Below are 25,208 nucleotides of genomic sequence, written 5' to 3' on the forward strand. Positions count from 1 at the left end.
TTTACGATCTTGTAATCGTTTGTTTTCTATCGGGACCAACAGAAACGATGGTTACGGGAACCTCTGTTTCTTTCTCGATAAACGCAATATAATCCATTAAGTTTTTCGGAAGCTGATCTTTATCCGTCATTTTGGTTAAATCATCAGCCCATCCTTTGAACTCTGTATATACTGGTGTTACGTTTTCTGGTTCTATATTATACGGCAAATGCGTAACATCTTTTCCTTTATAGGTATACGAGGTACACACTTTTAAAGTGTCGAATCCTGAAAGGACATCTCCTTTCATCATCATAAGTTGTGTAACTCCATTTACTTGTACCGCGTATTTTAAAGCTACTAGATCGAGCCATCCACAGCGTCTTGGACGTCCTGTAGTCGCTCCGAATTCGTGTCCAACACGTGCCATGGTTGCACCGTCTTCATCAAAGAGTTCCGTAGGGAAAGGTCCTGAACCAACACGAGTGGTATAAGCTTTAAAAATTCCGTAAACATCACCGATTTTGTTTGGAGCAATCCCCAAACCTGTACAGGCACCTGCTGCAGTTGTGTTCGAAGACGTTACAAACGGATAGGTTCCGAAATCGATATCCAATAAAGAACCTTGTGCTCCTTCGGCTAAAATTTTCTTTCCATCTTTGATGGCTTGATTCAAGTAGGCTTCAGAATCGATAAAAGTAAGGGTCTTTAGTTTCTCAATACCCGCTACGAATTCCGCTTCTAATTCTTTTAAATCGAATTGAATATCTACGTCAAAGAAGTCTAGCATTTTTAGGTGCTTCTCTGTAAGTTGATCGTATTTCTCCTTCCAATTGTCGAGTTCTAAATCTCCAACGCGCATTCCATTTCTACCCGTTTTGTCCATATATGTAGGACCGATTCCTTTTAAAGTAGAACCAATTTTGGCCTTTCCTTTAGAAGTTTCAGAAGCCGCGTCTAACAAGCGGTGCGTTGGTAAAATTAAATGTGCTTTTCTCGAAATAAAAAGCTTAGCGGTATAATCAATATGGTGTTGATCAAGATTTTCAAGCTCTTTTTTAAAGATAACAGGGTCAATTACGACACCGTTACCCACGACATTCAACGCCGTTTTGTGAAAAATTCCCGAAGGGATGGTGTGTAATACGTGTTTGTTACCGTCAAAAATTAAAGTATGACCGGCGTTTGGTCCTCCTTGAAAACGAGCAATGATATCGTAGTCGGTAGTTAAAACGTCTACGATTTTACCTTTTCCCTCGTCCCCCCATTGGAGTCCGAGTAATAAATCTACTGCCATTTAGTTGTGAATTGTTAAATGTTTATGTTGTTGTTAATCTTGTTTCTTTTTGGTTCCGTAGAAATACAGTGAGTGGTTGTGAATGTCAATGTCAAAAACCTCTTCAATAGTCTTTTTAATAATTTGAATACGAGGGTCACAAAACTCTTTTACCTCTCCAGTATCCGTTAAAATTACGTGGTCGTGGTTTTTGTCAAAATAACTTTTTTCATAGCGCGCCATAGATTGCCCTTCAAATTGGTGTTTTCTCACCAAGCCACAGTCTAAAAGTAAGTCTATGGTATTGTACAGGGTAGCTCTACTCACGCGGTAGTTCTTGTTTTTCATTTTGATATACAAAGACTCAATATCAAAATGCTCATCAGCATCATAAATTTCTTGTAGTATAGCGTAACGCTCAGGTGTTTTACGGTGCTTTTTCTCTTCTAAATACGACGTAAAAACCTTTTTTACTATTTCTTGATTGTCTGCAGAGTTACTCATTCTTATTGAATTTTACTAAATGACAAATTTACGTTTAATTATTGATAAAACTAACAACTAAGTAAAATGATATTTACAAAGTATTAACACGCTCAACTTTTTGGACTCCATCAACTTTTTTAATATTGTCAATCAGTTTGTTGAGTTGTGATTTGTTTTTGACTCCCAGGGTAATACTTCCTTCAAATACGCCATCATCACCCGCGATGTTGATACCGTAAATATAGACATCCATATTATTTGAGATGATTCGCGTGATATGGTTGGCAATACCTTTTTTGTCGATACCTGAGAGCTGTAAGTTCGCTTTAAATTCTTGCTGAGTAGAGTCGATCCACTTTGCAGGCATAATGCGGTAAGCGTAATTCGATTGTAGGGATATGGCGTTAGGACAATCGTTTTTATGAACTTTTATCCCTTCGTTGATCGTTACAAAACCAAATACTTTATCACCGGGAATGGGAGTACAGCACTTCGATAATGTATAGTCGAGTACTTGCTCGTCTTTACCGAACACTAGAGAATCGTATTTACTAGTAATTTCTTCCTTGTCGGTAACGTTCTTTGATGGCGTTCGCTTAAAGGTACTTTTGATAAAGTTCATTAAGGCCCCGCTGCGCTGCGCCATAAATTCTTTCAATTTGGTATTGTCAATGGCACCATTACCCACGCGATAAAAGAGGTCAAAACTGGTTTTAAAGCCAAAGTAACTCGCTATTTCATGAATGGTTTTTTCGCTGGTACCCAATTTGAGGTGGCGTAATTTTCGCATTAAAATAGCCTTTCCTTCTTCGGCAATGCGTTTTTCTTCTGCCTTTAAAGCCGATTTGATTTTTGTACGAGCTCGAGCGGTTAACACAAAATCGAGCCAGCGTACATTGGGCTTGTTGTTCGCAGCTGTTAGCACCTCTACCTGGTCACCACTTTTCAGTTCGTGGCTCAGTGGTACCAATTTACCATTGACTTTGGCCCCGCGACATTTTAATCCGACATCCGTATGTACGGAAAATGCAAAATCAAGTGCCGACGCTCCTTTGGGAAGTGATTTTAGATCGCCTTTTGGGGTAAAGACGTAGATTTCTTTTGCGTATAAATTAAGTTTAAAATCTTCTACGAAATCTACAGCATTTAAACTTTGGTTTTCTAAGGTCTCTTTTAACTTATTCAACCAACCTTCTAAGCCGTTTTCATTAATGGCTCCTTGTTTGTATTTGAAGTGAGCCGCATAACCTTTTTCGGCAATTTCATCCATTCGTTCCGAACGAACTTGAACTTCTACCCATTTTGATTGCGGACCAATAACTGTTATGTGTAACGCTTCGTAACCCGTCGATTTTGGTTGAGAAATCCAATCGCGTAAACGCGCAGGGTTGGGTTTGAAAAAATCCGTTACGATGGAATAAATTTTCCAAGCATCAAATTTTTCATCTTCCGATTGTGGATTGTATATAATACGGATGGCAAACTTGTCGTAGACTTCATCAAAAGTCACATTCTGCTTGCGCATTTTACGACGGATAGAAAATATAGATTTAAAGCGCCCTTTAATCTCATAACTAAATTGCTCCTTGTCAAGCGCTGTCTTTAAAATGGAAGTAAAACTATCAATATAGCGTTGTTGTTCTTCTTTGCTACCTTCAATTTTACTTAAAATATCGTTGTAGACATCGGGTTCTGTGTATTTTAGTCCGAGGTCTTCGAGTTCTGTTTTTATGTTGTAAAGCCCTAAACGATGCGCCAAGGGTGCATAAATATACAAGGTTTCCGAAGCAATTTTCACCTGCTTATGAGGAGGCATTGCATCCATCGTTTGCATGTTGTGTAAGCGATCGGCAATCTTGATTAAAATTACCCGAACGTCGTCGTGCAAGGTCAAGAGCATCTTACGGAAGTTTTCCGCTTGTATAGAATAATCTTGTTCTTTTCTGAGGTTTGAAATTTTGGTGAGTCCGCTAACGATACGCGCTATGTTTTCACCAAACAAGCGCTCCATGTCTTCTACGGTGTAGTGGGTGTCCTCAACGACATCGTGGAGTAGGGCAGCAGCGATGGAAGTCGCTCCTAAACCAATTTCATAAGCCACTATTTTAGCAACGGCTATCGGGTGAAATATATAAGGTTCTCCGGTTTTTCTTCGTTGTTCAGAATGTGCTTCAACGGCAACTTCAAACGCCTTGCGAATTAACTTTTTATCTTCCTCAGATAATGTTTGGTACGTTCCTTTAAGTAAATCCTTGTATCTGTTGGCTATTTCTTTGTTTTCCTCTTCTATCGTTGCATTATAACTACTCATACGCTTACTCTTTTTTACGTTAAGGGTTTCAAAATGAAAAATAGTACAAAGAATTATACTGACCAAAGAAATCGATGAATTCTTAGGTATTTAGAAGGGTTAAAAGAAAGGGCAGCAATGAAAATTGCTGCCCTTTGAGTTGACTTAAAATAAGTTAGGTGTTATTTTTTTATCAAACGTTCTGTTAGTGATTTCTGTCCGTCCGTGATCGTTACGATATACGTACCGGTAGGTAAGTCAGCAATATCAATCGCGCGATTTGCTGTACCTTGACGCACTGTTTGTCCAAGCATATTGACAATTGCGAAATTAGCTGTTCTAAAGTCTTTGATTCCAATCGTTACGTTATTGGCAGCAGGATTTGGGTATACTGAAGCGTTGAAAATAGCTTCTTCATTTCCTAATTCTTCATCTGCCACTACAGTAGCTCGGCTAGCACTGCTCGTTCCGATAGTAATTGAGTAGTCTTCCACTTCACCATAAGAGAAGCTTTCACAGGCTGTTTGTGCAGCTTTCCATTTCATAGAAACACGCATTCTTGTCTTACCAGCTTTTGCCGAAGTAGGTACCGTAAAGTTATACGAAAGGTTCGCAGCGCTTGACGATGATCCGCTAGCTACCATTTCTGATGATTCAAAAGTTCCGTTTTGGTTGTAGTCTATCCAAACTTTCCAGAATTCAGTATAGGCTGAGCTACTAAATCCAGCACTTACAATAACAGTATTGCTTCCGTATCCGATATTTCCATTCTGAGCGGTAAAGTTTCCATAACCGTTGTTAGAAGCGGTACTATTGCTAATTCCTCCTATACCTACGTAATCGATATATTCGTAACTAGCGTTGTTTCCTTTCGAGTTACAGTACGTAACTGTATTGCTCAACGTCGTTGCGTTTAAGGTATTACTCGCTGTAGAATTGTTCCCAGCGGCGTCTTTTGCTTTTACGCTAAATGCGTAATTGGTACCAGCGGTTAAAGAACCAGCAGTATACGATGTGCTGCTTACTGTCGCAATTTTGGTACTTCCTCTAAATACTTCATAAGCAGTAACTCCAACGTTATCCGTAGCAGCTGTCCATGCTAAGTTTACTGAAGTTTGTGTAATTCCATAGGCTGTTAAACCACTTGGTGCAGATGGAGCAGTGGTATCGGTAGCACCTCCACCTCCTTGAACTGCATGACTTCCTAATCCAGAAACGGTATTGCTAGCTAAACTGTTCCATTGCGAAGTAACGTAAGAAGTACTTGGGCTCTTAACCTCAGGCTTACGTTGTAACGTCACGTCTTTTCCGAAGTTAGCGCTGCTATTTGGGTTTCCGATTAAATCAATAATCGAGCTTCCTTTAAACAAGGCTACAGCGTCATTTCCGTTAAAGTTAGCAACGCTATTATTGGTGATATCGGCTTCGTTTTTAATGGCTGTACTCGCACTTCCATGTGCAACTACGTACACTTCTCCGTTTGCTAAGGTACCGCTAAGTGTTAGGGTACTGCTCCATGAACCACTTCCGTTGGTTACTTTTTTAAGACTGTAGTTGCTGAGGTTTACAGCACTTCCTGTAAAGTTGGCAATTTCGATCGCTTTGTTATACGATGATCCTTCAACATATTCAGAGATGAATAAGTCTGTAGCACCGCTTCCTCCTCCAGAACCTCCTGAAGTAGTGGTAACAGCTACTGCGTTACTAGCAGCAGAAAGATTTCCAGCCGCGTCATAAGCTTTCACTGTGAAGTTGTAATTGGTGGCAGCACTCAACCCGTTTACTGTAACAGAAGTCCCCGTTGCAGTGGCTACTTGAGAAGCACCGTTATACACGCGGTATCCGCTTACTCCAACATTGTCAGAACTTGCTGTCCAAGCTAAATTTACAGTAGTACTTGTGATATTTGATGCTACTAAACTACCTGGAGTCGTCGGTGCTTGAGTATCGTTGTTACCACCATTACCAAATAAATCTTGAGCTTGTGGTCCTCCCCAAATTTTAGTTGCAAAGGCAGGATTGTCAATAAATGGATTTCTGTTTCCTTGTAAATTTTGTAGTACAGGATTGCGTTGCTTCTCTAAATCAGAAACAGGGTCTTCTGCATTCCATTGTAAAAATAGGTCAATCATGTTATTGTCGCTGGCAACTGTGTTTCCAACTCCAACCCCTGTAGGTAAACATTGATTCCCGTAACGTAGGTACATGTACATCATCATACGAGCTACATCACCTTTCCACTCATCACCAGGATACCAGTATCCTTGAGAGGTAATATACGATGCAGTACCGCTTCCGGCGGCAAACTTTCTGTTACTTCTCGATGAATTGCGTTGTGCATCAGCAGGGCGCAAGTTGTGTGCATCAGCACCAGCACCAGTGGTTCCTAGATTTGGGCTGGCAAGAGATTTCGAATATACGTGCTCGCGATTCCAAACTCCTGAACCTCCACCGTTCTCGTCTTTTCCACGAGTTCTGTCGTTCGTTATGTCAGAGTCACTGTCATTAAATCCGTAAATTAACAATACTTTGGTATTGTCAGTAGGGTCTAAGTCTGTTTGCTTAAGTGCGTTCCAAACACCTGGTGTATACGATAAGTTGGTGTGGTGTGAGTTGATGATTTTTACGGCCAAGGCGTCTTTTAATGCCGTTCCAGTTTGGTTGATGTTAACATCGTTGTAATAGGATGGAATTTGAGCGATAATCGCCAAGGTCCACATCCAGAAAAATAGTGTAAGAAGGTTTTTCATTGTGAATGGTTTAATTTGCGTTAATGTAAAATATTGATTATTAGTAAATTAGTTTTCAGATATGAATATAGCAAAACAGCCCGACTTTCAGGTAAGTTAGGCTGTTTTGTTTATTTTAATGTTACTGTTTTATGAATTTTTTGGTTACAGATTTTTGACCATCGTACAAGCGTACTAGGTAAATTCCGTTCGAAATTGTACTGACATCAATACGCTTTGCTGCCGTTCCTTTTTGAACGCGTTGCCCTTGCGAGTTAATGATTTCAAAGGCTACTTCTGAAGCAGTATCGAAGTTAAATTGAAGTGTGTGGTTTACACGAGTAGGGTAGACGTATACCGTGCTGGCAATTGCGCTCTCCGTGGTGTTTTTAACCTGATCGCCGTGCGCTGATCTACTAGCGGCTATAGTTACACTGTAATCCTCAACCTCTCCATAAGAGAAAGATCCACAGGCAGCAGCTGTACCGTTCCATTTCATGACAATTCTCATGCGAGTTTTACCAGTTTTGGCAGTCGTCGGAACTTGAATATGGTAGTTTAAATCGCTGGCACTTGACGATGTTTTACTCAATACTTCTTCTGAACTTTCAAAGGTTCCATTTTGGTTGAAATCAATCCAAATTTTCCAGTTTTCGCTATAGGCCGAACCTGCAAATCCTGCACTGATGGTGATAGGGTTGCTTCCTTTAGTAATATTTGCTACGCGATTGGTGAAGTCACCATATCCGCTATTAGAAGTCGAAGTATTCGTCATTCCTCCAAATACTAGCTTATCGATGTATTCGTAGCTAGAATTATTGCCTTTGGCAGCACAGTAGCTTAGGGATACCGATTTGGTAGTGATTGAAATGGTTGCACTTGCCGGTGAGTTATTTGCAGCGGCGTCTTTTGCGATGACGTGCACTAAATAACGAGTACCAGCTGTCAAACTCGTAAAGTTATAGCTAGTAGCAGTTGTACTTCCTAATTTGGTATTGTTAGCGTATACGTCATAAGAAGTTACGTTTACATTGTCAGTAGCTGCCGTCCAGTTAACAGTAAAACTATTGCTGGTTACCGCGCTTGCTACGAGGTTACTCGGGGCAGTTGGAGCTTGGTTGTCGGTAGGAGTGGTTCCTGTGGTACTGTGAGTTCCTAAACCAGAAAAATCATCCTTACCAAAGCTTGTCCACTCTGAACTATCGTAAGTTGAATTCGGTTTGCTTACCGAACTTTTTCTTCTCAACGTTTTGTCTTTAGCAAAAACAGCACTACTTGTAGGGTTTCCAATAAGGTCTATCAGTACGTTGTTTTTAAACAAACCGACAGCATCATTACCGTTAAACGATAGAACACTCGCATCAGTTCGCTGTGCTTTCGTCCTAAGTGTACTCGTTGCGCTGCTATGAGCAATAACATAGGTCTTTCCTGTGCTCAGGTTTCCACTTAATGAAAGAGTACTTCCCCAACCAGCACCGTTGGTTGCTTTTTTCAAACTGTAGTCGCTTAAGTTTACAGTTGAACCAGTGAAGTTTGCAATTTCTATCGCCTTATTGTTCGACGATCCTTCTACGTATTCGGAGATAAATAAGGCAGAAGAGCCTCCACCTGTAGTCGTCGAAGTTTTTGTTTTTACATTCAATAAAGCACTTGCTACCGAGCTGTTATTGGCTGCATCTCTCGCTTTAATTTGGAATGCGTAATTGGTATTGGCAGTTAAGCCTGTAAGCTCGTAGCTCGTAGTTGTCGCTGTTGCCAATTTACTTCCACCATTAAAAATATCATATGCAGTAACTCCCACATTATCGGTAGCAGCTGTCCATTGTAAGGTAATGCTCGTTGAAGTGATAGTTTTTGCACTCAGATTGGTAGGTGCTGTAGGGGCTTGAGTGTCAGATGATGATCCGCCAAACAAGTCTTGTGCCTGAGGGCCTCCCCATATTTTTGTGGCTAATGCCGGGTTGTCAATAAAAGGGTTTCTGTTTCCTTGGATTCCGAAAATTACGGTATTGCGTTGCTTTTCGAAAGCAGAAACAGGATCTTCCGCATTCCATTGTAGTAATAAGGTAACCATATTGCTGTCACTACTTGCAGTGGCACCTACAGCGACGTTTTTAGGGAGACATTGATTTCCGTAACGAACGTACATATAAAGCATCATTCTGGCTACATCACCTTTCCATTCGTCACCAGGGTACCAACCTCCAGTAACATCACCTGCGTTTCCGTTTCCAGCGGCAAATTTCTTGCTACTGCGTTGTGAATTAAAAGAAATGTCCGCAGCTCTAAGGTGGTGAGCATCTGCTCCGGCACCACTAGTTCCTAGATTAGGAGTTCCTAATGATTTTGGATATACGTGCTCGCGGTTCCACTGTGTTCCGGCGCTTCCCCCATTAGCGTCTTTACTTCGTGTGCGATCGGTAACGTAATTACCGTCAGTATCGCTATAACCGTAAATTAAGGTAACCTTGCTGGTACTTCCAATAGCCAAGTCGGCTTGTTTTAAAGCATTCCATACTCCAGGAGTATAGGATAAATTGGTTGTGTGGGTTGCAATGATTTTGGTTGCGAGGGCGTTTTTCAAAGAAGCCCCTGATTGGTTCAAATTAACATCGTTGTAGTAGGATGGAATTTGAGAAAAGCCTGCTAAACTGGCTAGCACTAGTAAGAAGGGTATAAGTTTTCTCATAAAAATATGTTAAATTTCTAAAATGCGCACAAAGAAAATCAAATAAAAATTCCCGTATGTTATCAAAACGTTAACTATCGGGGACTTACAAACATCGCATTAAGGCTTGACTAATTCGTATTAATTATTGTAAATTTGCGGGCTAAATCAGATATTAAAAAAATGAAGATTTCATATAATTGGTTACGACAGTTTTTACAAGTAGAGCTTGAAGCGGAAAAGACAGGAGAGTTATTGACAGATCTTGGTCTTGAAGTAGAAGGTATCGAAAAAGTAGAAAGCATTAAAGGTAGCTTGGCCGGTGTAGTTGTAGGAGAGGTGTTAACCTGTGTACAACATGGAAATGCAGATAAGTTGAAAGTGACTACAGTAGATTTAGGAGGAGAGAGTCCTGTACAAATTGTATGTGGTGCTCCAAATGTAGCTGCAGGTCAAAAAGTGCCGGTAGCAACTGTAGGTACTAAATTATACGATGAGGAAGGGAAAGAGTTCAAAATCAAAAAAGGAAAAATTCGCGGAGAAGAAAGCCACGGTATGATTTGTGCTGAAGATGAATTAGGTTTGGGTTCAGGACATGATGGTATTATGGTGTTGGACGCTGACTTAACTCCAGGAACACCTTGCTCGGAAGTGTTTAACATAGAAACAGATTACGTATTTGAAATCGGATTAACACCGAACCGTGCCGATGCGATGAGCCATTTTGGTGTTGCAAGAGATTTGAGAGCAGGATTAATTCAACAAGGAGTAAATTTAGAATTGATTTCTCCTTCAGTTTCTGATTTTCACGTTGACGAGCGCACGTTCAAAGTAGATATCGAAGTAGAAAATAAAGAATTGGTACCGCGTTATTGCGGAATCACTATTACGGATGTGGAGATTAAAGATGCTCCAGAATGGATCCAAAATAGGTTGAAGGCCATCGGAATTGCTCCTAAAAATAATGTGGTAGACATCACCAACTATGTATTACACGAATTAGGACAGCCGTTACACGCTTTTGACGCTGCAAAAATTAAAGGGAATAAGGTTGTTGTGAAAACCTTAGCCGAAGGAACGAAGTTTACTACCTTAGACGAGGTGGAACGCAGTTTAGGTGCCGATGATATAATGATTTGTGACCAAGATGACAATCCGTTGTGTATTGCAGGAGTGTTTGGTGGTTTGAAATCAGGAGTAACTGAACATACGACTACCGTATTTTTAGAAAGTGCTTACTTTAATCCTGTTTCGGTTAGAAAAACGGCTAAACGACACGCGTTAAATACCGATGCATCTTTCCGTTTTGAAAGAGGTATCGATATTAATATGACGAAATATGCATTGAAACGTGCCGCGTTGTTAATAGAAGAGTACGCAGGAGGGAAATTATCTTCAGATGTTTTGGATTTTTATCCTGAGAAGATGGAAGACTTCCAAGTGTTTTTATCGTTTGAAAATGCATACCGAATTATCGGACAAGAAATTCCGAAGGAAACAATAAAGAATATTTTGGCTTCTTTGGACATCAAAATCAACAGTGCTACAGAAGCTGGTTTAGGGTTGACAATTCCTTCATACCGCGTAGACGTACAACGCGAGGCTGATATTATAGAAGAAATTTTACGTGTTTACGGATATAATAATATTGAGTTTTCACATAAGCTCAATACTTCTATTTCTTTTGACTCGAATATGGAAACCAAAGTACAAAACATCATCAGTGATCAGTTAATGGCTTTAGGTTTTAATGAAACGATGGCAAACTCACTGACCAAAGCGGATTACGTAGAGTTGTCAGATAATTTAAATGCGGATTACAATGTTGAGATGTTGAATCCGTTGAGTAATGATTTAAAAGTACTGCGTCAGTCATTGTTGTTTAGTGGTCTTGAAAGTATCGCTTACAATTTAAACAGACAGCAAACATCACTGAAGTTTTACGAAGTGGGTAAAACCTACCACAAATTTGATAGCGGATATCAAGAAGCAAAACGCATCAGTATGTTCGTTACCGGAAATCGCGTTGCTGATAGTTGGAAAGTGTCGACGCAAACTTCTGATTTCTTTTACTTGAAAGGAGTAGTCACTGCTTTGTTAACGCGTTTAGGTATCAAAGGTTTGAAAACGACTCCATGTAAAAACGACGTTTTCTCAGAAGGAATTGCTTTGAGTTTAGGAAAAGCAACACTTGTTGAGTTAGGAGTGGTAAAACGTTCAATTCTTAAGAATTTTGCTATTAAACAAGAGGTGTTGTATGCCGATATCAATTGGGACAACGTATTGAAGTTTATAAAAAAGTCCAACATTAAAGTAGCTGAATTGGCGAAGTTCCCAGCAGTGAAACGTGATTTGGCTTTGTTGTTAGATGAGCAAGTAGCCTTTAAAGAGTTGTATACGCTCGCTTTTCAATCGGAGCGCAACCTTTTAAAAGAAGTAGATTTGTTTGATGTGTATCAGGGTGATAAGCTTCCTGAAGGTAAAAAATCATACGCAGTGAGCTTTGTGTTGCAAGACGAGAAGAAGACGCTTGCCGATAAGCAGATTGATAAAATTATGACGAAATTGCAGCAGACATTCGAAAAGAATTTAGGCGCTGTATTAAGATAACAGAAAAGAACTCCATTTTTATGGAGTTTTTTTTTAATCCAAAAAGTATCCATTAGCAAAAATTAACCCATGTATAAAGTATTTATTAGACCTGTATTTTTCTTGTTTGACCCAGAAAAGATTCACCATTTTACGTTTTCATTACTAAAGTTCTTGTCCAAAATACCTTTGGTATCACCGCTGTTTAGAAGTATGTATCAGGTGAAGGATCAACGGTTAGAACGCAAGTTGTTTGGTCTTACCTTTAAAAACCCTGTTGGATTAGCCGCCGGATTCGATAAAAATGCGGTGTTGTATAATGAATTGGCAGATTTGGGCTTCGGTTTTGTAGAAATCGGAACCGTGACTCCTAAAGGACAAGTTGGAAACCCGAAAAAACGCTTGTTTCGATTGAAAGATGATCAGGGAATTATTAACCGCATGGGGTTTAATAACGAAGGACTCGAAGCTGCAATTACTCAGTTAAAGAAGAACAAAGGAAAGGTATTGATAGGTGGTAATATTGGAAAGAATACCGCTACTGCACCTGAAAATTATACTGAAGATTACTTGACCTGTTTTGAAGGCTTACATCCTTATGTCGATTATTTTGTGTTAAATGTCAGCTGTCCGAATGTGAGTAGTCATGCTAAGTTAGAGGATGCAGATTACCTTAAAGAACTCATCGTAGCTGTACAAGAAATAAATAATACCAAAGCTTCTAAAAAGCCTATCTTATTAAAAATTGCTCCCGATTTGAATCATACGCAGCTCGATGAAATAATCACATTGGTAGCAGATACTGGAATTGATGGGGTCATTGCTTCAAATACTTCGGTCGATAGAACAGGGTTAAAAGCAAGTGCCGAAATGTTGGAGGCCATTGGAAATGGAGGGCTTAGTGGACAGCCGATTAAAGATCGCAGTACTGCGGTGATTCAATATTTAGCGTCTAAGTCGAACAAAGCATTTCCTATAATTGGGGTAGGGGGGATTCACTCTGAGAAAGATGCTTTAGAAAAATTAGAAGCAGGCGCCGATCTGGTACAAGTATATACTGGATTTATTTACGAAGGTCCGCGCTTGATAAAGAGAATTAACAAGGCAATTTTGGCGCAAAAATAAGCCCCGTCATCATGCTAGAGACCTTAATTTCTTTTGTGTTGGCTACAGCAACCTTGGCTGTAGCTCCAGGACCCGACAATATTTTTGTGTTGACACAAGGTATTGTGAACGGTAGTAAGTACGGTTTGGCTACAGTAGCCGGTTTGATGACAGGTTGTATCATACACACGTCGTTGGTGGCCTTTGGTGTTTCAGAAGCACTTAAGCATAACGAATTCGTATTTTTTGGAATCAAATTGTTTGGAGCTGGATATTTGTTGTACCTAGCCTTTTTGGTGTATAAAAGCGACCCGACCATTGCTTTTTCAACAGAGGGTGTAAAGAAGCAGTCCCTGTGGAAATTATTCAAAAGAGGATTTTGGATGAATGTACTGAACCCAAAAGTGACCGTATTTTTCTTAGCCTTCTTTCCGAAGTTTCTCTTTTCGGAGGAGCTAGCTGTGGTTTGGCAATTTTATGTGCTCGGAGGACTGTTTATAGTAACCTCTTTTACCATATTTTCGAGTATCGCCCTGTTGGCGGGAAGTATCGCTAACTACATACGCCGTCATCAGGTGGTTGGCGTCTATTTGAAATGGGTTCAGATAGTCGTTTTTACAGGAATCGCTATTGCCATACTCGTATAGCAATAGCTCCTTTTTACGGTGTGTGTTTATTCCTTTTTTAGCAACTTCTCTAATTGGCGCTTCGAGCTTCTGCGCTCAGGGTTTATATTTAACGCTAATTGGTAGTTTTCGATTGCTTTTATCGTGTCTTTTTGCTCCAAATAGGCATCGGCTAAACTGTCATAGGTATTTGAACTTTTCGGATGTAATTTAGTATTGATGGTAAATACGTGTATCGCAGTTTCAATATTGTTATTTCGTAAATGGCGATAGCCTAATTTGTTGAGCGTGCGTTCTCTAATAAGAGGGCTAAGACTGTCTTGTTGCTGAATGGCTAGAAAGCCTTGTAGTGCCTCTGTGAACTGTCCTGCATTTAGGTACTCACTGGGGGTGCGTTGTCCTTCACCGAGTTTTGTAAATGTGTAATTTTTTCCGTGGTGTTCCTTTTTAGTAGCGAGTTTAATTTGCGCCAGCTTTGGTTGAAATATTAACTTTTCATTCATGGCCTGCAAATAAAAAGTACTGTCGTTTACTTTGAGCGGTGTCAGTTTTTGGTTTCTCCATTGGACTTTTAATTCTGAGTCCTCAAAAGAGACTTCCATTACTTCATCAGCATTAAAGAGATATCGTCCTTGAGTCGCACTTATAAATGCCTCACTGTTTTTACTATCTGTACATGCTGTTAACATTCCTAAACAGCCAATTGCTACCAAAAGTTTTTTCATAGTATGATGATTGTTGATGTCTATATGACGACTGGGAATGACAAAAGTTACAAGGTTTATTAATTATGATGTGTGAGTATGGCATAACAATTGACCTATTAAAGACGTAATTCGCCGATTTTAATAGAGTACTTGGCTGATTACTAAGTATTTTAAAGATATTAGCAAAATGTATTGGTGCTACTAACGATTTACAGAAGTGCCAAGTTGACAGATATTATGGTTATGAGTAAAACAAAGATATTACATTTAGACAATTTGTCGTTACAAGACGTGTTTAATGAAAATTCCGAACTGATTCCTTTATTGACCCCTGAGGATGAAGAAAATATGAATAAAGAGGAAGTGCCAGAAGAATTGGCAATTTTACCATTGAGAAACACTGTGTTGTTTCCGGGGGTTGTAATTCCTATTACCGCTGGTAGAGATAAGTCTATTCAGTTAATAAAGGATGCCAATGAAGGATCAAAAGTAGTAGGGGTTGTAGCTCAAAAGAACCCAGAGGTGGAGGATCCGAGTATTGAGGATATCCATACCACAGGGGTAGTGGCTCAGATTTTACGCGTTTTAAAAATGCCTGATGGTAATACGACCGTAATTATTCAAGGTAAGAAGCGTTTTGAAATTGATGAGATGCTGCAAGAAGAACCGTATTTGAAAGCGAGAGTTTCAGAAGCTAGAGAGGAACGTGAAATTGATGATCAAAAGGAGTTTGACGCTATTATTGAGTCGATAAAAGAGTTGGCCTTAGAGGTAATCAAGGAAAATCCAATGCTCCCTTCTGAAGCGTCATTTGCAATTAAAAATATACATTCCAGTTCATTTTTGGTGAATTTCATTTCATCGAATATGGAATTGAGCGTAGCGCAAAAGCAGGTGCTTTTAGAAAAGGATAACCTGAAAGAGCGCGCACTGCTCACCTTGAAGAATTTGAATAAGGAGTTGCAGAAGTTGCAATTGCGCAATGATATCCAATCAAAGACGCGCTCAGATTTAGACAAGCAACAACGAGAGTACTACTTACACCAACAATTGAAAACGATCCAAGATGAATTGGGTGGTGTTTCTCATGATCAGGAGTTAGATGATATGAGAAAGAAATCTAAGGAGAAAAAGTGGAACAAGGAAGTTGCCGAGGTTTTTGAAAAAGAGCTGGGAAGGCTAAAGCGTATGAATCCGCAAATGGCAGAGTACGGTGTTCAACGCAATTACCTTGAGCTGATGTTGGAATTGCCTTGGGGAGTGTATTCAGAAGATAAGTTTGACTTAAAGAAAGCACAGAAAATTTTAGATCGCGATCACTTCGGACTAGAGAAGGTAAAAGAGCGTATTATTGAGCACTTGGCTGTGTTGAAATTGCGTGGAGATATGAAGTCTCCAATCATTTGTTTATACGGACCTCCAGGAGTAGGAAAAACCTCTTTAGGGAAATCTGTGGCAGAAGCACTCGGAAGAAAGTACGTGCGTATGTCTTTAGGAGGACTGCGTGACGAAGCTGAAATTAGAGGGCATAGAAAAACCTATATTGGAGCGATGCCAGGTCGATTGATTCAAAATCTTAAAAAGTCAGGGACCTCAAATCCAGTATTTGTTTTAGATGAGATAGATAAATTAGGGCAGAGTCACCAAGGAGATCCATCTTCAGCTATGCTAGAAGTATTAGATCCGGAACAGAACACAGAATTTTACGATAATTATTTGGAAGTGGGATATGACTTATCAAAGGTCTTATTCATAGCTACAGCGAATAATTTACAACAAATTCCTTGGGCCCTAAGAGATCGTATGGAGATTATCAACGTAACGGGATATACGATTGAAGAGAAGGTGGAAATCGCAAAGAAATACTTGTTGCCAAAACAGTTAAAGGAGCACGGATTGAGCGAGGAACACCTCAAATTAGGAAAGGCACAAATTGAAAAGGTAGTCGAAGGATACACCCGTGAATCTGGAGTGAGAGGATTGGAAAAGCAAGTGGCGAAAGTAGTTCGTTTTGCAGCCAAATCTGTCGCTTTAGAAGAGACGTACAACATTGCTTTGACCAACGAAGATATTGAGCGTATTTTAGGGCCAGCTCGTATGGAACGCGATAAATATGAGAACAATGATACTGCTGGTGTTGTAACAGGATTGGCTTGGACGAGTGTAGGTGGTGATATATTGTTTATCGAATCTATCTTATCAAAAGGAAAGGGGATGCTGTCAATTACCGGTAATCTCGGGAATGTAATGAAAGAATCGGCAACAATCGCCATGAAATACATCAAGGCAAATGCCGATAACTTTGGTATTGATCCGGCGATTATCAATCAGTACGACGTACATATCCACGTTCCGGAAGGAGCGACCCCCAAAGATGGTCCGAGTGCAGGGATTACGATGCTTACCTCTTTGGTATCGTTGTATACACAGAGAAAAGTAAAAAGTAAGATCGCTATGACTGGTGAAATTACTTTGAGAGGTAAAGTGTTGCCAGTAGGCGGAATAAAGGAGAAAATTTTAGCCGCAAAGCGTGCTAACATTAAGGAAATTATTCTCTGTGAGGAAAACAGAAAGGATATCAGTGAAATTAAAGAGAGCTATTTAAAAGGACTGAAGTTCCATTTTGTTACCGAAATGCACGAGGTTATTGATCTAGCGTTGACGAAACAGAAGGTTAAAAATGCCAAAAAACTTCAAATAGACAAAAAATAACTAAAAAGGGAGCTTTGATAAAAGCTCCCTTTTTTTTTCGTTAAAAAATGATCATTGAAAACGAATGAGATTCATTTGTTTTTAATAACCGATATCTTCTTGTATTAGTCCCATTGAATACAACAGTTCGGCATGATGTACGCATTGCACACTGAACTCGGTGTTGGGTTCGGAACGCATAATACTTTTGTTGGGTCCAATCCTCCGTGAATCTTTTTTTGAGCAGTTTTTTCTAATGTTTTTCCTAAGTTTGAAATGTTCTTCATCATAATTTGAAATTTAAGTTTTTCAAATGTATGCTTACTATTCTGAAATAGTAAATTATAATCCTTACTGAAAGTAAGGAGTTTTACTACTTAACACATTTTAACAAGGTCATGGTAACTGCAGTTACGAATGCGGCCTATTTGTGAATTGTAGGAGTCTAGCTCAAAGCTCCGTTGAATTTTGGTCGTTGTATGATTATTGTGGTTTCCCTGCTGTAATGGGTAAACAAGTATCAAGGCTACATCCTTTTTTATGAGATAATTTAGTAACTTTACAGAAAACGAAAAGCTATGAAAACCTTCGTACTAGGAATTGCTATATTCTTAAGTGTATTGAGTAGTTATGCTCAAAAGATAGAAAATCGTCCACTTCTGATGCGTAAATTAGATTCGGTTAGGCAGGAAGCCAAGCTGTTGTACGCCTATGAAAAAATCGCATGGAATGGCACCGATGTCTTGATGAGTAAGCCATTACTGCGCAAAGATTATGGCGGTTACGTGCGCTTTGATTCCAAAGATTCCATTCACATTACTTTTTTGCATAAAAATCAAAAGCAGCGTATTGCTAGGTATAGTTGTCTAAAAGAGGATGTAAATACTCCTGTTGTCATAGAACACAAACAGAAAGATTTGAATGCTAAAGAAAAGCGCTTGCTAGCTGTAAAAATGGAGGTAGTGAAACAGCTTAACAACCCTAAATACAAAATTGGCATGGTTGAGGGGTTTAGTGCCAATTTAGTACTGCTCCCTGCTAAAAGAGGTTATCGTATGTATCTTATAATGGGTACTACTGAGCATGATATTATTCCGTTGGGAAACGATTACTTATTTTGGGTATCTGAGGAAGGACAGATAACAGCTTGGAAGAAATTTCATAAAACTATGCTAGCAGTTAAAACGAGGACCGAGAAAAATGATAAAATTATCGCTGTGACGCATTCACATCTAAGCGCAACTCCGTTAATTTCTGCAACCGATATATGTACGATGAAACTGTACGGTGCTCTATACGATATCCAGGAATTACAAGTGTATTCAACGGCATTGGATTGTGTGTTTACGTATCATATAAAGACCGATAAAATAACTGTTAAGGAATGGTAATAACGCACTTCATCAATTCGAATTTATGAAACGATTTAATATTTTATTAGGCCAAGTTCTGGTCGGAAGTTTGGCGGTATATCAGTTTTTTCCATTTGGTCAAAATTACACGATTGGATTAATTCATACGCTTTATTTTGTGAGTTTAGCAGTTGTCTATCTAGGCTTGTTTCTGTATGAAAATTTCTTGAATAAAGAAGCCGTCCGATATGAGCAAAAGAAATTCGATAGGTCTTCACAGTGGTTGACACTGTTATTTATTGTAGTATTGCTCGTATTTAAGAATAGTGAATACTTTGAGGCCTCAACGCGACTCATGGCTACCGCTAAATACAATTACAAATTGGAGTTAAAGGTGAATAACAAATTTCACTTACAGAAAAGTCCGGCCTACGAAACGTATCATTGGAAAGGTTCGTATCGCTTAGAGGCCGATACACTGCATCTGTTCGGTAATTCTATCTTAGAAAAGAGTAGTTCTATCGATTCCTTATACGTCGTCACTAAGGATAGCCTGGTACCCGTAAGTTGGTCCAGAGAGGCCTTTAGGATCGTGTCGACTGCTGATGAAAAGGAGAGGGGGAATTCTCAAAAGAACTAAGGTGAAAGAAATGTATACTATATAGCTAACCTACTTATGGATAAAAAAATTATTTGGCTAGTTTGGTTAATGTTCACGGGGGCATCAGCCGTTTTTTCGCAGCAATCGAAGTATCAAAAAGGGATAAAAGCATTTAAAAACATGGATTGCGAAAAAGCCGTTTACCTGTTAAAGTCCTTTGCCGATGATGGAGAGGCTGAAGCCCAGTACATATTGTTATTTTAGTCATAGGGTATCCGTAAACAGAGATGCTTTGGCAGAAAAGTATTTGCTCAAGGCGGCACATCAAGCCCACTCAGACGCTGTTAGGGTATTGGGAATTTACTATGCTGAAAAGTTTCGAGAAGACGATTCGTACAAAATAAAAGCTATGGTTTGGGGAGTGTTGGCAGCTGCACATGATCCAATTTTAAAAGGCTTAGCGGAACAATTACTAGCACCAGACTTTGCCACTTTGGAAGAATTAAAAACCGTCCTATCCATCGTATTAGAAAAACAAACACGGATAGAAGTTACAGGAATTGAACTTGTCGATGAGGCTATTGCCAAACGCAAGGACAAACTTAAAAGAAAATAAAAAAATCGCTAGTAACTAGGAGTGACTATTATTGATGAAAAATGAGAACATTTTATTGTAATGAAGTTAACATTATAGCAGCCTTGAACTAAAAGTTTAAATGTTCCAATTACTACAATTCATCAGAGAACTCTATTAAATCCTTTGACTTACTTTATATATTTCCTGGCGATAAATTTTAAAACAAATAAGAAAAATTAGAGTTTCACAATGTAATTATGGGCTCTCCAATTTCAGACTCGCAAGACTACGGCTAATTTTAAATTAAAATCACATTGTGTTACGGTATTTCGAATTGTGACATTAGATAAAGAAGGCTTACAAAAGGGTAGAATCTAACGAATATCTTGAATAAAGTAAATCATGGGCTTATTGGCAGGAGGCCAATGATTTACCAGTTATATCATGCTACTACTAATTTTGGTGAATTATTATTTTCTTTAAGCTAGAAGACAAAAGATAAATTGAAATAAAAATGAAAAAAACGAATACTTTTATCCCTTTTTTCGTAGGTCTATTAATACCGATGCTAGAGTTAGAAGCGCAAGAACAGTTGGACTGTGAATTCAATTTTAGGGAAGCTTTGTATTACTTGAAGCTAAACGACAATAGTGAAGAAAACACACTTAAAATTACAGAGTATTTAACTCCTTGTGTTGAGAAAGGAGATGATAAAGCCCAACTGCTAATGGCAAGATTTTATTTGCGAAGTGGGAGTGAAAGGGACGATGAAAAAGCATATAAATTACTTGAGAAGTCGGCAGAGCAAGGAAATATGATAGCCGCTGGAGATCTAGGAGCTATGTATAAATATGGCAAAGGATGTGATTTAAATCTTACAAAGGCTAAGAAGTGGTTTAAAAAAGCTGCAGAGGCAGGAAATCAAAAGGCTATTTATAGTTTAGGATATTTATCACTCAAAGGATTAGGAAATATCCAGCAAGACTATCAGCAAGCAATACATTGGTTTGAAAAAAGTAACTACCCTATGGCAAAATATTGGTTAGGGATTTGTTATTACCATGGGTATGGTGTTGAAAAAAATATACCAAAAGCGAATCAGTACTTAGGAGCAAATTTTGAGAATCAACCAAGTAACACGAGAAGTACGGAGAATACAATCAATGACTCAGAGAGTAAATACCAAGAAATTGAAAATAATGAGGATTCAAATCAACCAACCGAGAATATTACAGAGGGCGATGTTTTTGGTAAATGGTCAGGAGTTCTCTTAAAATACGATTGGTCCGGAAAGCACATTGAGCAAAAAGTTCCTATTGCTATTAATTTCAAAGGCGAAACTGATGAAGCTTTTGCAACATATATGTTAACAATAGGAGAACAAAAAGTGGAAGGATATTTTAATATTATTGAAAACGCTATTGATTTTGATGATTTAAGTTTTAATATGCCCCATACTTCTTTTTTAGAAACAATTCCCAATAAACTTTCTTATGAAATTATTTCAGGAGATTTAACAAAGAAGACAGTAGGGAATACCGCTGTTTTAATTGGAAACTTAGATAGTTTTATTAAAGAATTTAATGAGGTTGGAGCACCAATGAAATTTGTAATAGAAAAGAAGCAACAGTTTACCAATACTGATGATGAAATTTCTGAAGATATTTTAGAAGCACTGGCAACTCAAGAAGAAAACTGTATTAAATTATATCCTAATCCATTTGTAAACGATTTAATTATTTCATACACCCTTGAAAACCCAAGTGCAGTAGAGGTTAGAGTAACTGATATTTATGGAGCAAAAAGTTCTGTAGTATGTCAAAGAGAAGATCAGTTAACGGGCAAGCATAGCTACTTTTTTGAAGGGAGTCATCTAAAAAAAGGGACCTATGTGGTATCAGTAACCATCAATAATGAAAGAAAAACGAGAATTATTGTAAAAAAATAATCTATGAAAAATAACATAAACACAATTACATGGATTTTCTTTATGCTCTTTTCGTTTTTGACTTTCGGGCAAACAGAAGAGCTTGAGTATTTTAGAGGTGATGAGTTTCAGTATTTTGACAGGATTCAAGATTTAAAAGCTCCGTTAGGAAGAAATGGTGAATTAGAAGATTTTTCTTTTACTTGGGGGAATAATAGTTTTACAGTAGCTATACACAACAGAGCTGTTTTACATGAAGCTCAAATAAACGCACAGAGAGATAGATGGTACAGAAGACAGTTAGATCTTATAAAAAAACATTTGGAGAAAAAATATAACAGATCCTATACAAGTTATGATGAGGCTAAAAATGATGTGTTTTTAAGAACAGAAAGAGATCATATTTATCGAAATTCTATGGCTCCAAGAAGTAAATACTATCGTTTAATCAATGATGGTGAGAAAAAAGTTACTTATAACATTGGGAATTTAAAAGCATTTGAAATTAGAAGAGCAGAAATACAATCAGGAAATATTCATAATTCAGGAATTCCGTTTATGTATATCAATGGAACATCTTTAGCGGATATTACTAGCGTGAGTGTACTAAACAATTATACAGCGACACATACTGATTATCTTAAATTTCTCATCTCTGAAAAACACGTAAATACTACTATTGTTAGAAAAATTGAAGCTTTACCTGGGGATGTTAATTTTGAATCGTATGTATTAAATCTCAAAAACGATTATTACAACGGATTTAATGATTGGGATCGTTTAAACTTAATGCAGTTTTTCTTGAATTACGAGCATATAAAAAAATATTTATCACCTCCTTATATTCTTCCAACGCAATTTTCAAGTTTTTATGGTATTGATAAAGCAACGCCCACTAATATAGAAGATTATGCAAGAAGAAATAGAGGAGGAGGTCAACATTTATTGGCAAACAAATGCCGTATTTATGTTCCAGGTCCACAGCCTACTTATATGGATATTCCTACGTGTTTAGAAGCTCAAAGAAATTATATAGATAAACTGTTAAATTCTACAAATTCACTAGATGCGCTAGCAGAAAAAGCAATTCAAGGACTCGGTACTAGAAACGTTAATTTTTTAAATGCCAGACCTGATTTAAAACAACAAGTAATTGATTATTTTAAAGCTAATAACTTTTCTAGGTTCTCCCATAACGGAATCAATTGGTTACTAAATAGATTTCAGGATACTAATACCCTTCCCTTAGATGCAAATTTACTTAAATCAGCAACTACGCCACTTTTTCAAGATGCTACTAACCCTGATAGAGCGCTACAAATTAGTTTTAATCAACAGGCAATAACAGAAGGAATTACCAACTTCGGTAATGTGTTGGCAGAATTATTGAAAGATAATGTTAATGTTGCATTTGAAGGAAGTGTAATTAGAGCTTTTTTTGAGGCGAATGAATTCAATATAAATGCAAGCGTTACGAATGCATATCTAGGGAATACTTTTAAATTTGTAAGTAATGACGGAAGTTTTTTAAGAATTGATTTTGAAGATTTAGTGCTTAGAGATGAATTTATAACAATAAGAAATCATATTTCTAGTGTAAGATTGGATCGCTTTATAGAATTTAAAGAATTAATAGCTAATGATTGCTCCGCTTTAGTGGATATTGATTGTGATCAAATAGTACATTGGCAAAATTTGGTGCAGCACCAAGCACCTCAAAGTGTGGTTGAAAAAATTAAAAGTCTTCCAAGTGGAACTTTTAATGATTTTTATATTCAAGAGTTGGAAAATGCTAATGGAACCATGGTTAATATGGATTATTTTGGAGTGAATATAGTTACGTTGCCTATTAATCTAAGTACAGGGCAAAGATTTACTCCTGATGAGCTTTTAGATTATATGAGGAGAGATTTCAACAATTTTGTCTCAGGGTCTACCTTTGCTCCTTATTGCCAAATTCAGAGTATATGTGCACAAGAGACAAACCTTTGGAATTCTAATAATCCATTAGGAGCCATAATTTATATTGATATACCAGGTGATGATGGGGTTGTAATTTGTACTGAATATCAAAATGATTATTGGTACTTTCAAACGATGAATGCGCCATATGCGGGAAATCATCCTGTTAGTGGTACTAGACAATTTGGTTATGAAAGATTGGCTAATGGGACGTATAATTTTTTTGTAAGAGGTGTTGATCGAATTGATTCTAATATAATAGAGAATATTGCTTATTTTTTTACGGGAGGAAACCCTCTCATTGGAGCTGATAATTTATGGAGAAGCTTTCAAGATAAATTACAAAGGTTTGTTGACAATAACAGTGGTAGAGCAGTGGGAACATCTCCAATAAGAAATAGACCAGATTGGAATAAAGTAAAATCTGTTTTAAAGGGAGAAAAACCTATAAGTGATTTGGGATGCAATTAATAAAAATCAAAAATAAACATGAAACTTTTAGTAAAAAAATTAAACCTATCATTTTATATTCTTTTGATATATTCTTTCGTAATATATTTATTACCTCATAATATGACTATGGGGCTATATACTCCTAATTTATTAGGATGGTCTTTGGTAGTAACTTTTTTTTTAGCAATTCTTTTATATATAGTTTTATTGTTTTTAGATTTAAAAGAAAAAAATAAAAGAAAGGAACTTTTAAAACGTAGTTTAATTTTGATACTCTTTTTGGTTGCAAGCACCTTCTATTGGTGTTATAAAGCAATTAAATCGGGTAATCTAAATTCTTGATAATAAGGTGGTAAACTACGGTTGTTTTGGTGGGAATATTCATTAAATTAATTGTTATCCCATTAGGTCCTTTTTTAACTTAAATAACTGTCCAATTTGTAGGAGAATGATCAGTCTTGCACCGAAAAGTAGATTTATCTTTGAAATAGTAACTTATTGTAATTAATTGCTATTTATATTAGAGTAATTTATATTTTATTTAAGGCTATGAATGATTAGGTTTTTGAAGAACACTTAAGCAATATGAATTAGAGATGAAAGAGTGTGCCATAAATGACCAACCTATATATCTCGTATGGATTAGAGAAAAATATACTATTAGATTATCAATGAGGTACGAAAGAGGTTACACTGAAGTGATGTTTAATGAAAATTATGCGCCTTTTTGTGATGTTTGTTTTGTAGAACGCTTAATTTGAAATGAGGTTCTTCGATTTATTTAACCAGTTTTGAATACCCTTTAAACAGACTAATAAGAAGAAAAAGTTGAGAGAAAGCGATGATGAATATCCCAATTTCCATAATCGAATTTACTTCAAATAGGTGTTCAACTTTGATAACAAAAATAGTAGGGAAAAAAACTAGAACTAATCCGAGAAGTGTTAACGTAACATAGGTGTAAAAAGTCCCTTTAGAGATTTTTATATTCAAGCGTTTAATTAGAAGATAAAATCCCCAAACAGCCGCTAAGAAAAGGATGAAAAGATAGGGTAGATAAAAATGAGACACATGAAAGCTAGTAACCTCTACAGATAAAAATCCCATATTGATAGTCTTGATATTTTCATATTGAGTATTATTTCTAGTAAAACAATTTTTCCGGTACACGAATATAAGTTTCGTCATTGA

17 protein-coding genes are annotated in these 25,208 nt (G+C 37.6%); 10 read left to right on the plus strand and 7 right to left on the minus strand.

Features of this window, described 5'->3' with window-relative positions; genetic code table 11:
- Position 1 precedes the first annotated feature (1 nt).
- The 5 genes from ACXAG7_RS00125 to ACXAG7_RS00145 form a co-directional block, all read right to left on the minus strand.
- A complete protein-coding gene (locus ACXAG7_RS00125; RefSeq protein ID WP_408043484.1) occupies positions 2 to 1,276 on the minus strand; it encodes an adenylosuccinate synthase in 1,275 nt (424 codons plus the stop codon).
- A 33-nt stretch (positions 1,277 to 1,309) separates the two neighbouring features.
- On the minus strand, positions 1,310 to 1,759 hold the full coding sequence (locus tag ACXAG7_RS00130; RefSeq protein WP_408043485.1) for a Fur family transcriptional regulator: 450 nt from the start codon (positions 1,757 to 1,759) through the stop codon (positions 1,310 to 1,312).
- 73 nt (positions 1,760 to 1,832) lie between these two features.
- Positions 1,833 to 4,052, minus strand: a complete 2,220-nt coding sequence (locus tag ACXAG7_RS00135; RefSeq protein WP_408043486.1) for a RelA/SpoT family protein — start codon at positions 4,050 to 4,052, stop codon at positions 1,833 to 1,835.
- 161 nt (positions 4,053 to 4,213) lie between these two features.
- Positions 4,214 to 6,781 (minus strand): endonuclease, encoded by a 2,568-nt coding sequence (locus ACXAG7_RS00140; RefSeq protein WP_476665531.1) that lies wholly within the window; start codon positions 6,779 to 6,781, stop codon positions 4,214 to 4,216.
- Positions 6,782 to 6,902: 121 nt separating this feature from the next.
- On the minus strand, positions 6,903 to 9,449 hold the full coding sequence (locus tag ACXAG7_RS00145; protein WP_476665532.1) for an endonuclease: 2,547 nt from the start codon (positions 9,447 to 9,449) through the stop codon (positions 6,903 to 6,905).
- A 162-nt stretch (positions 9,450 to 9,611) separates the two neighbouring features.
- Between ACXAG7_RS00145 and pheT the strand changes: the two genes are divergently transcribed.
- The 3 genes from pheT (at position 9,612) to ACXAG7_RS00160 (ending at position 13,768) form a co-directional block, all read left to right on the plus strand.
- Positions 9,612 to 12,038, plus strand: coding sequence for a phenylalanine--tRNA ligase subunit beta (pheT, locus tag ACXAG7_RS00150; RefSeq protein WP_408043489.1), 2,427 nt, complete (start codon positions 9,612 to 9,614; stop codon positions 12,036 to 12,038).
- A gap of 69 nt (positions 12,039 to 12,107) precedes the next feature.
- A complete protein-coding gene (locus tag ACXAG7_RS00155; protein ID WP_476665533.1) occupies positions 12,108 to 13,142 on the plus strand; it encodes a quinone-dependent dihydroorotate dehydrogenase in 1,035 nt (344 codons plus the stop codon).
- Between the two features lie 11 nt (positions 13,143 to 13,153).
- Positions 13,154 to 13,768, plus strand: a complete 615-nt coding sequence (locus ACXAG7_RS00160) for a LysE family translocator (RefSeq protein ID WP_476665534.1) — start codon at positions 13,154 to 13,156, stop codon at positions 13,766 to 13,768.
- Between the two features lie 26 nt (positions 13,769 to 13,794).
- Here ACXAG7_RS00160 and ACXAG7_RS00165 read toward each other — a convergent pair whose 3' ends face one another.
- Complete coding sequence (locus tag ACXAG7_RS00165; protein ID WP_408043492.1) at positions 13,795 to 14,472, minus strand: tetratricopeptide repeat protein; 678 nt, start codon at positions 14,470 to 14,472, stop codon at positions 13,795 to 13,797.
- A gap of 225 nt (positions 14,473 to 14,697) precedes the next feature.
- On the opposite strand from ACXAG7_RS00165, the gene lon reads away from it, so the two are divergent.
- The gene (gene lon, locus ACXAG7_RS00170; RefSeq protein ID WP_408043493.1) at positions 14,698 to 17,166 is read left to right on the plus strand and encodes an endopeptidase La; all 2,469 of its coding nucleotides are present in this window, start codon (positions 14,698 to 14,700) and stop codon (positions 17,164 to 17,166) included.
- 104 nt (positions 17,167 to 17,270) lie between these two features.
- On the opposite strand, the gene ACXAG7_RS00175 is transcribed toward lon, so the two are convergent.
- A complete protein-coding gene (locus ACXAG7_RS00175; RefSeq protein WP_476665535.1) occupies positions 17,271 to 17,435 on the minus strand; it encodes a hypothetical protein in 165 nt (54 codons plus the stop codon).
- Positions 17,436 to 17,723: 288 nt separating this feature from the next.
- Here ACXAG7_RS00175 and ACXAG7_RS00180 point away from each other — a divergent pair, with 288 nt between their 5' ends.
- The 6 genes from ACXAG7_RS00180 to ACXAG7_RS00205 all read left to right on the plus strand — a co-directional run bounded on the left by ACXAG7_RS00180 (position 17,724) and on the right by ACXAG7_RS00205 (position 24,035).
- Positions 17,724 to 18,536 carry a hypothetical protein gene (locus tag ACXAG7_RS00180; RefSeq protein ID WP_476665536.1) on the plus strand — a complete coding sequence of 271 codons (813 nt, stop codon included), beginning with the start codon at positions 17,724 to 17,726 and terminating at the stop codon, positions 18,534 to 18,536.
- Positions 18,537 to 18,561: 25 nt separating this feature from the next.
- On the plus strand, positions 18,562 to 19,137 hold the full coding sequence (locus ACXAG7_RS00185) for a hypothetical protein (protein WP_408043496.1): 576 nt from the start codon (positions 18,562 to 18,564) through the stop codon (positions 19,135 to 19,137).
- Between the two features lie 36 nt (positions 19,138 to 19,173).
- The gene (locus tag ACXAG7_RS00190) at positions 19,174 to 19,362 is read left to right on the plus strand and encodes a hypothetical protein (RefSeq protein ID WP_476665537.1); all 189 of its coding nucleotides are present in this window, start codon (positions 19,174 to 19,176) and stop codon (positions 19,360 to 19,362) included.
- A 28-nt stretch (positions 19,363 to 19,390) separates the two neighbouring features.
- Positions 19,391 to 19,714 carry a hypothetical protein gene (locus ACXAG7_RS00195; RefSeq protein WP_476665538.1) on the plus strand — a complete coding sequence of 108 codons (324 nt, stop codon included), beginning with the start codon at positions 19,391 to 19,393 and terminating at the stop codon, positions 19,712 to 19,714.
- 475 nt (positions 19,715 to 20,189) lie between these two features.
- A complete protein-coding gene (locus ACXAG7_RS00200) occupies positions 20,190 to 21,623 on the plus strand; it encodes a T9SS type A sorting domain-containing protein (protein WP_476665539.1) in 1,434 nt (477 codons plus the stop codon).
- Positions 21,624 to 21,626: 3 nt separating this feature from the next.
- Positions 21,627 to 24,035, plus strand: a complete 2,409-nt coding sequence (locus ACXAG7_RS00205) for a hypothetical protein (protein WP_476665540.1) — start codon at positions 21,627 to 21,629, stop codon at positions 24,033 to 24,035.
- The last annotated feature ends 1,173 nt before the right edge of the window (positions 24,036 to 25,208 follow it).

The sequence above is a fragment of the Tenacibaculum sp. AWR4_210 genome (assembly GCF_056160945.1).

Coding starts and splice junctions, on each gene's coding strand:
- ACXAG7_RS00165 (WP_408043492.1), bottom strand. CDS start 14,472: ATGAAAAAACTTTTGGTAGCAATTGGCTGTTTAGGAATGTTAACAGCA.
- ACXAG7_RS00200 (WP_476665539.1), top strand. CDS start 20,190: ATGAAAAAAACGAATACTTTTATCCCTTTTTTCGTAGGTCTATTAATA.
- ACXAG7_RS00130 (WP_408043485.1), bottom strand. CDS start 1,759: ATGAGTAACTCTGCAGACAATCAAGAAATAGTAAAAAAGGTTTTTACG.
- ACXAG7_RS00155 (WP_476665533.1), top strand. CDS start 12,108: ATGTATAAAGTATTTATTAGACCTGTATTTTTCTTGTTTGACCCAGAA.
- ACXAG7_RS00125 (WP_408043484.1), bottom strand. CDS start 1,276: ATGGCAGTAGATTTATTACTCGGACTCCAATGGGGGGACGAGGGAAAA.
- ACXAG7_RS00205 (WP_476665540.1), top strand. CDS start 21,627: ATGAAAAATAACATAAACACAATTACATGGATTTTCTTTATGCTCTTT.
- ACXAG7_RS00140 (WP_476665531.1), bottom strand. CDS start 6,781: ATGAAAAACCTTCTTACACTATTTTTCTGGATGTGGACCTTGGCGATT.
- lon (WP_408043493.1), top strand. CDS start 14,698: ATGAGTAAAACAAAGATATTACATTTAGACAATTTGTCGTTACAAGAC.
- ACXAG7_RS00185 (WP_408043496.1), top strand. CDS start 18,562: ATGAAACGATTTAATATTTTATTAGGCCAAGTTCTGGTCGGAAGTTTG.
- ACXAG7_RS00160 (WP_476665534.1), top strand. CDS start 13,154: ATGCTAGAGACCTTAATTTCTTTTGTGTTGGCTACAGCAACCTTGGCT.
- ACXAG7_RS00190 (WP_476665537.1), top strand. CDS start 19,174: ATGGATAAAAAAATTATTTGGCTAGTTTGGTTAATGTTCACGGGGGCA.
- ACXAG7_RS00135 (WP_408043486.1), bottom strand. CDS start 4,052: ATGAGTAGTTATAATGCAACGATAGAAGAGGAAAACAAAGAAATAGCC.
- ACXAG7_RS00145 (WP_476665532.1), bottom strand. CDS start 9,449: ATGAGAAAACTTATACCCTTCTTACTAGTGCTAGCCAGTTTAGCAGGC.
- ACXAG7_RS00175 (WP_476665535.1), bottom strand. CDS start 17,435: ATGATGAAGAACATTTCAAACTTAGGAAAAACATTAGAAAAAACTGCT.
- pheT (WP_408043489.1), top strand. CDS start 9,612: ATGAAGATTTCATATAATTGGTTACGACAGTTTTTACAAGTAGAGCTT.
- ACXAG7_RS00180 (WP_476665536.1), top strand. CDS start 17,724: ATGAAAACCTTCGTACTAGGAATTGCTATATTCTTAAGTGTATTGAGT.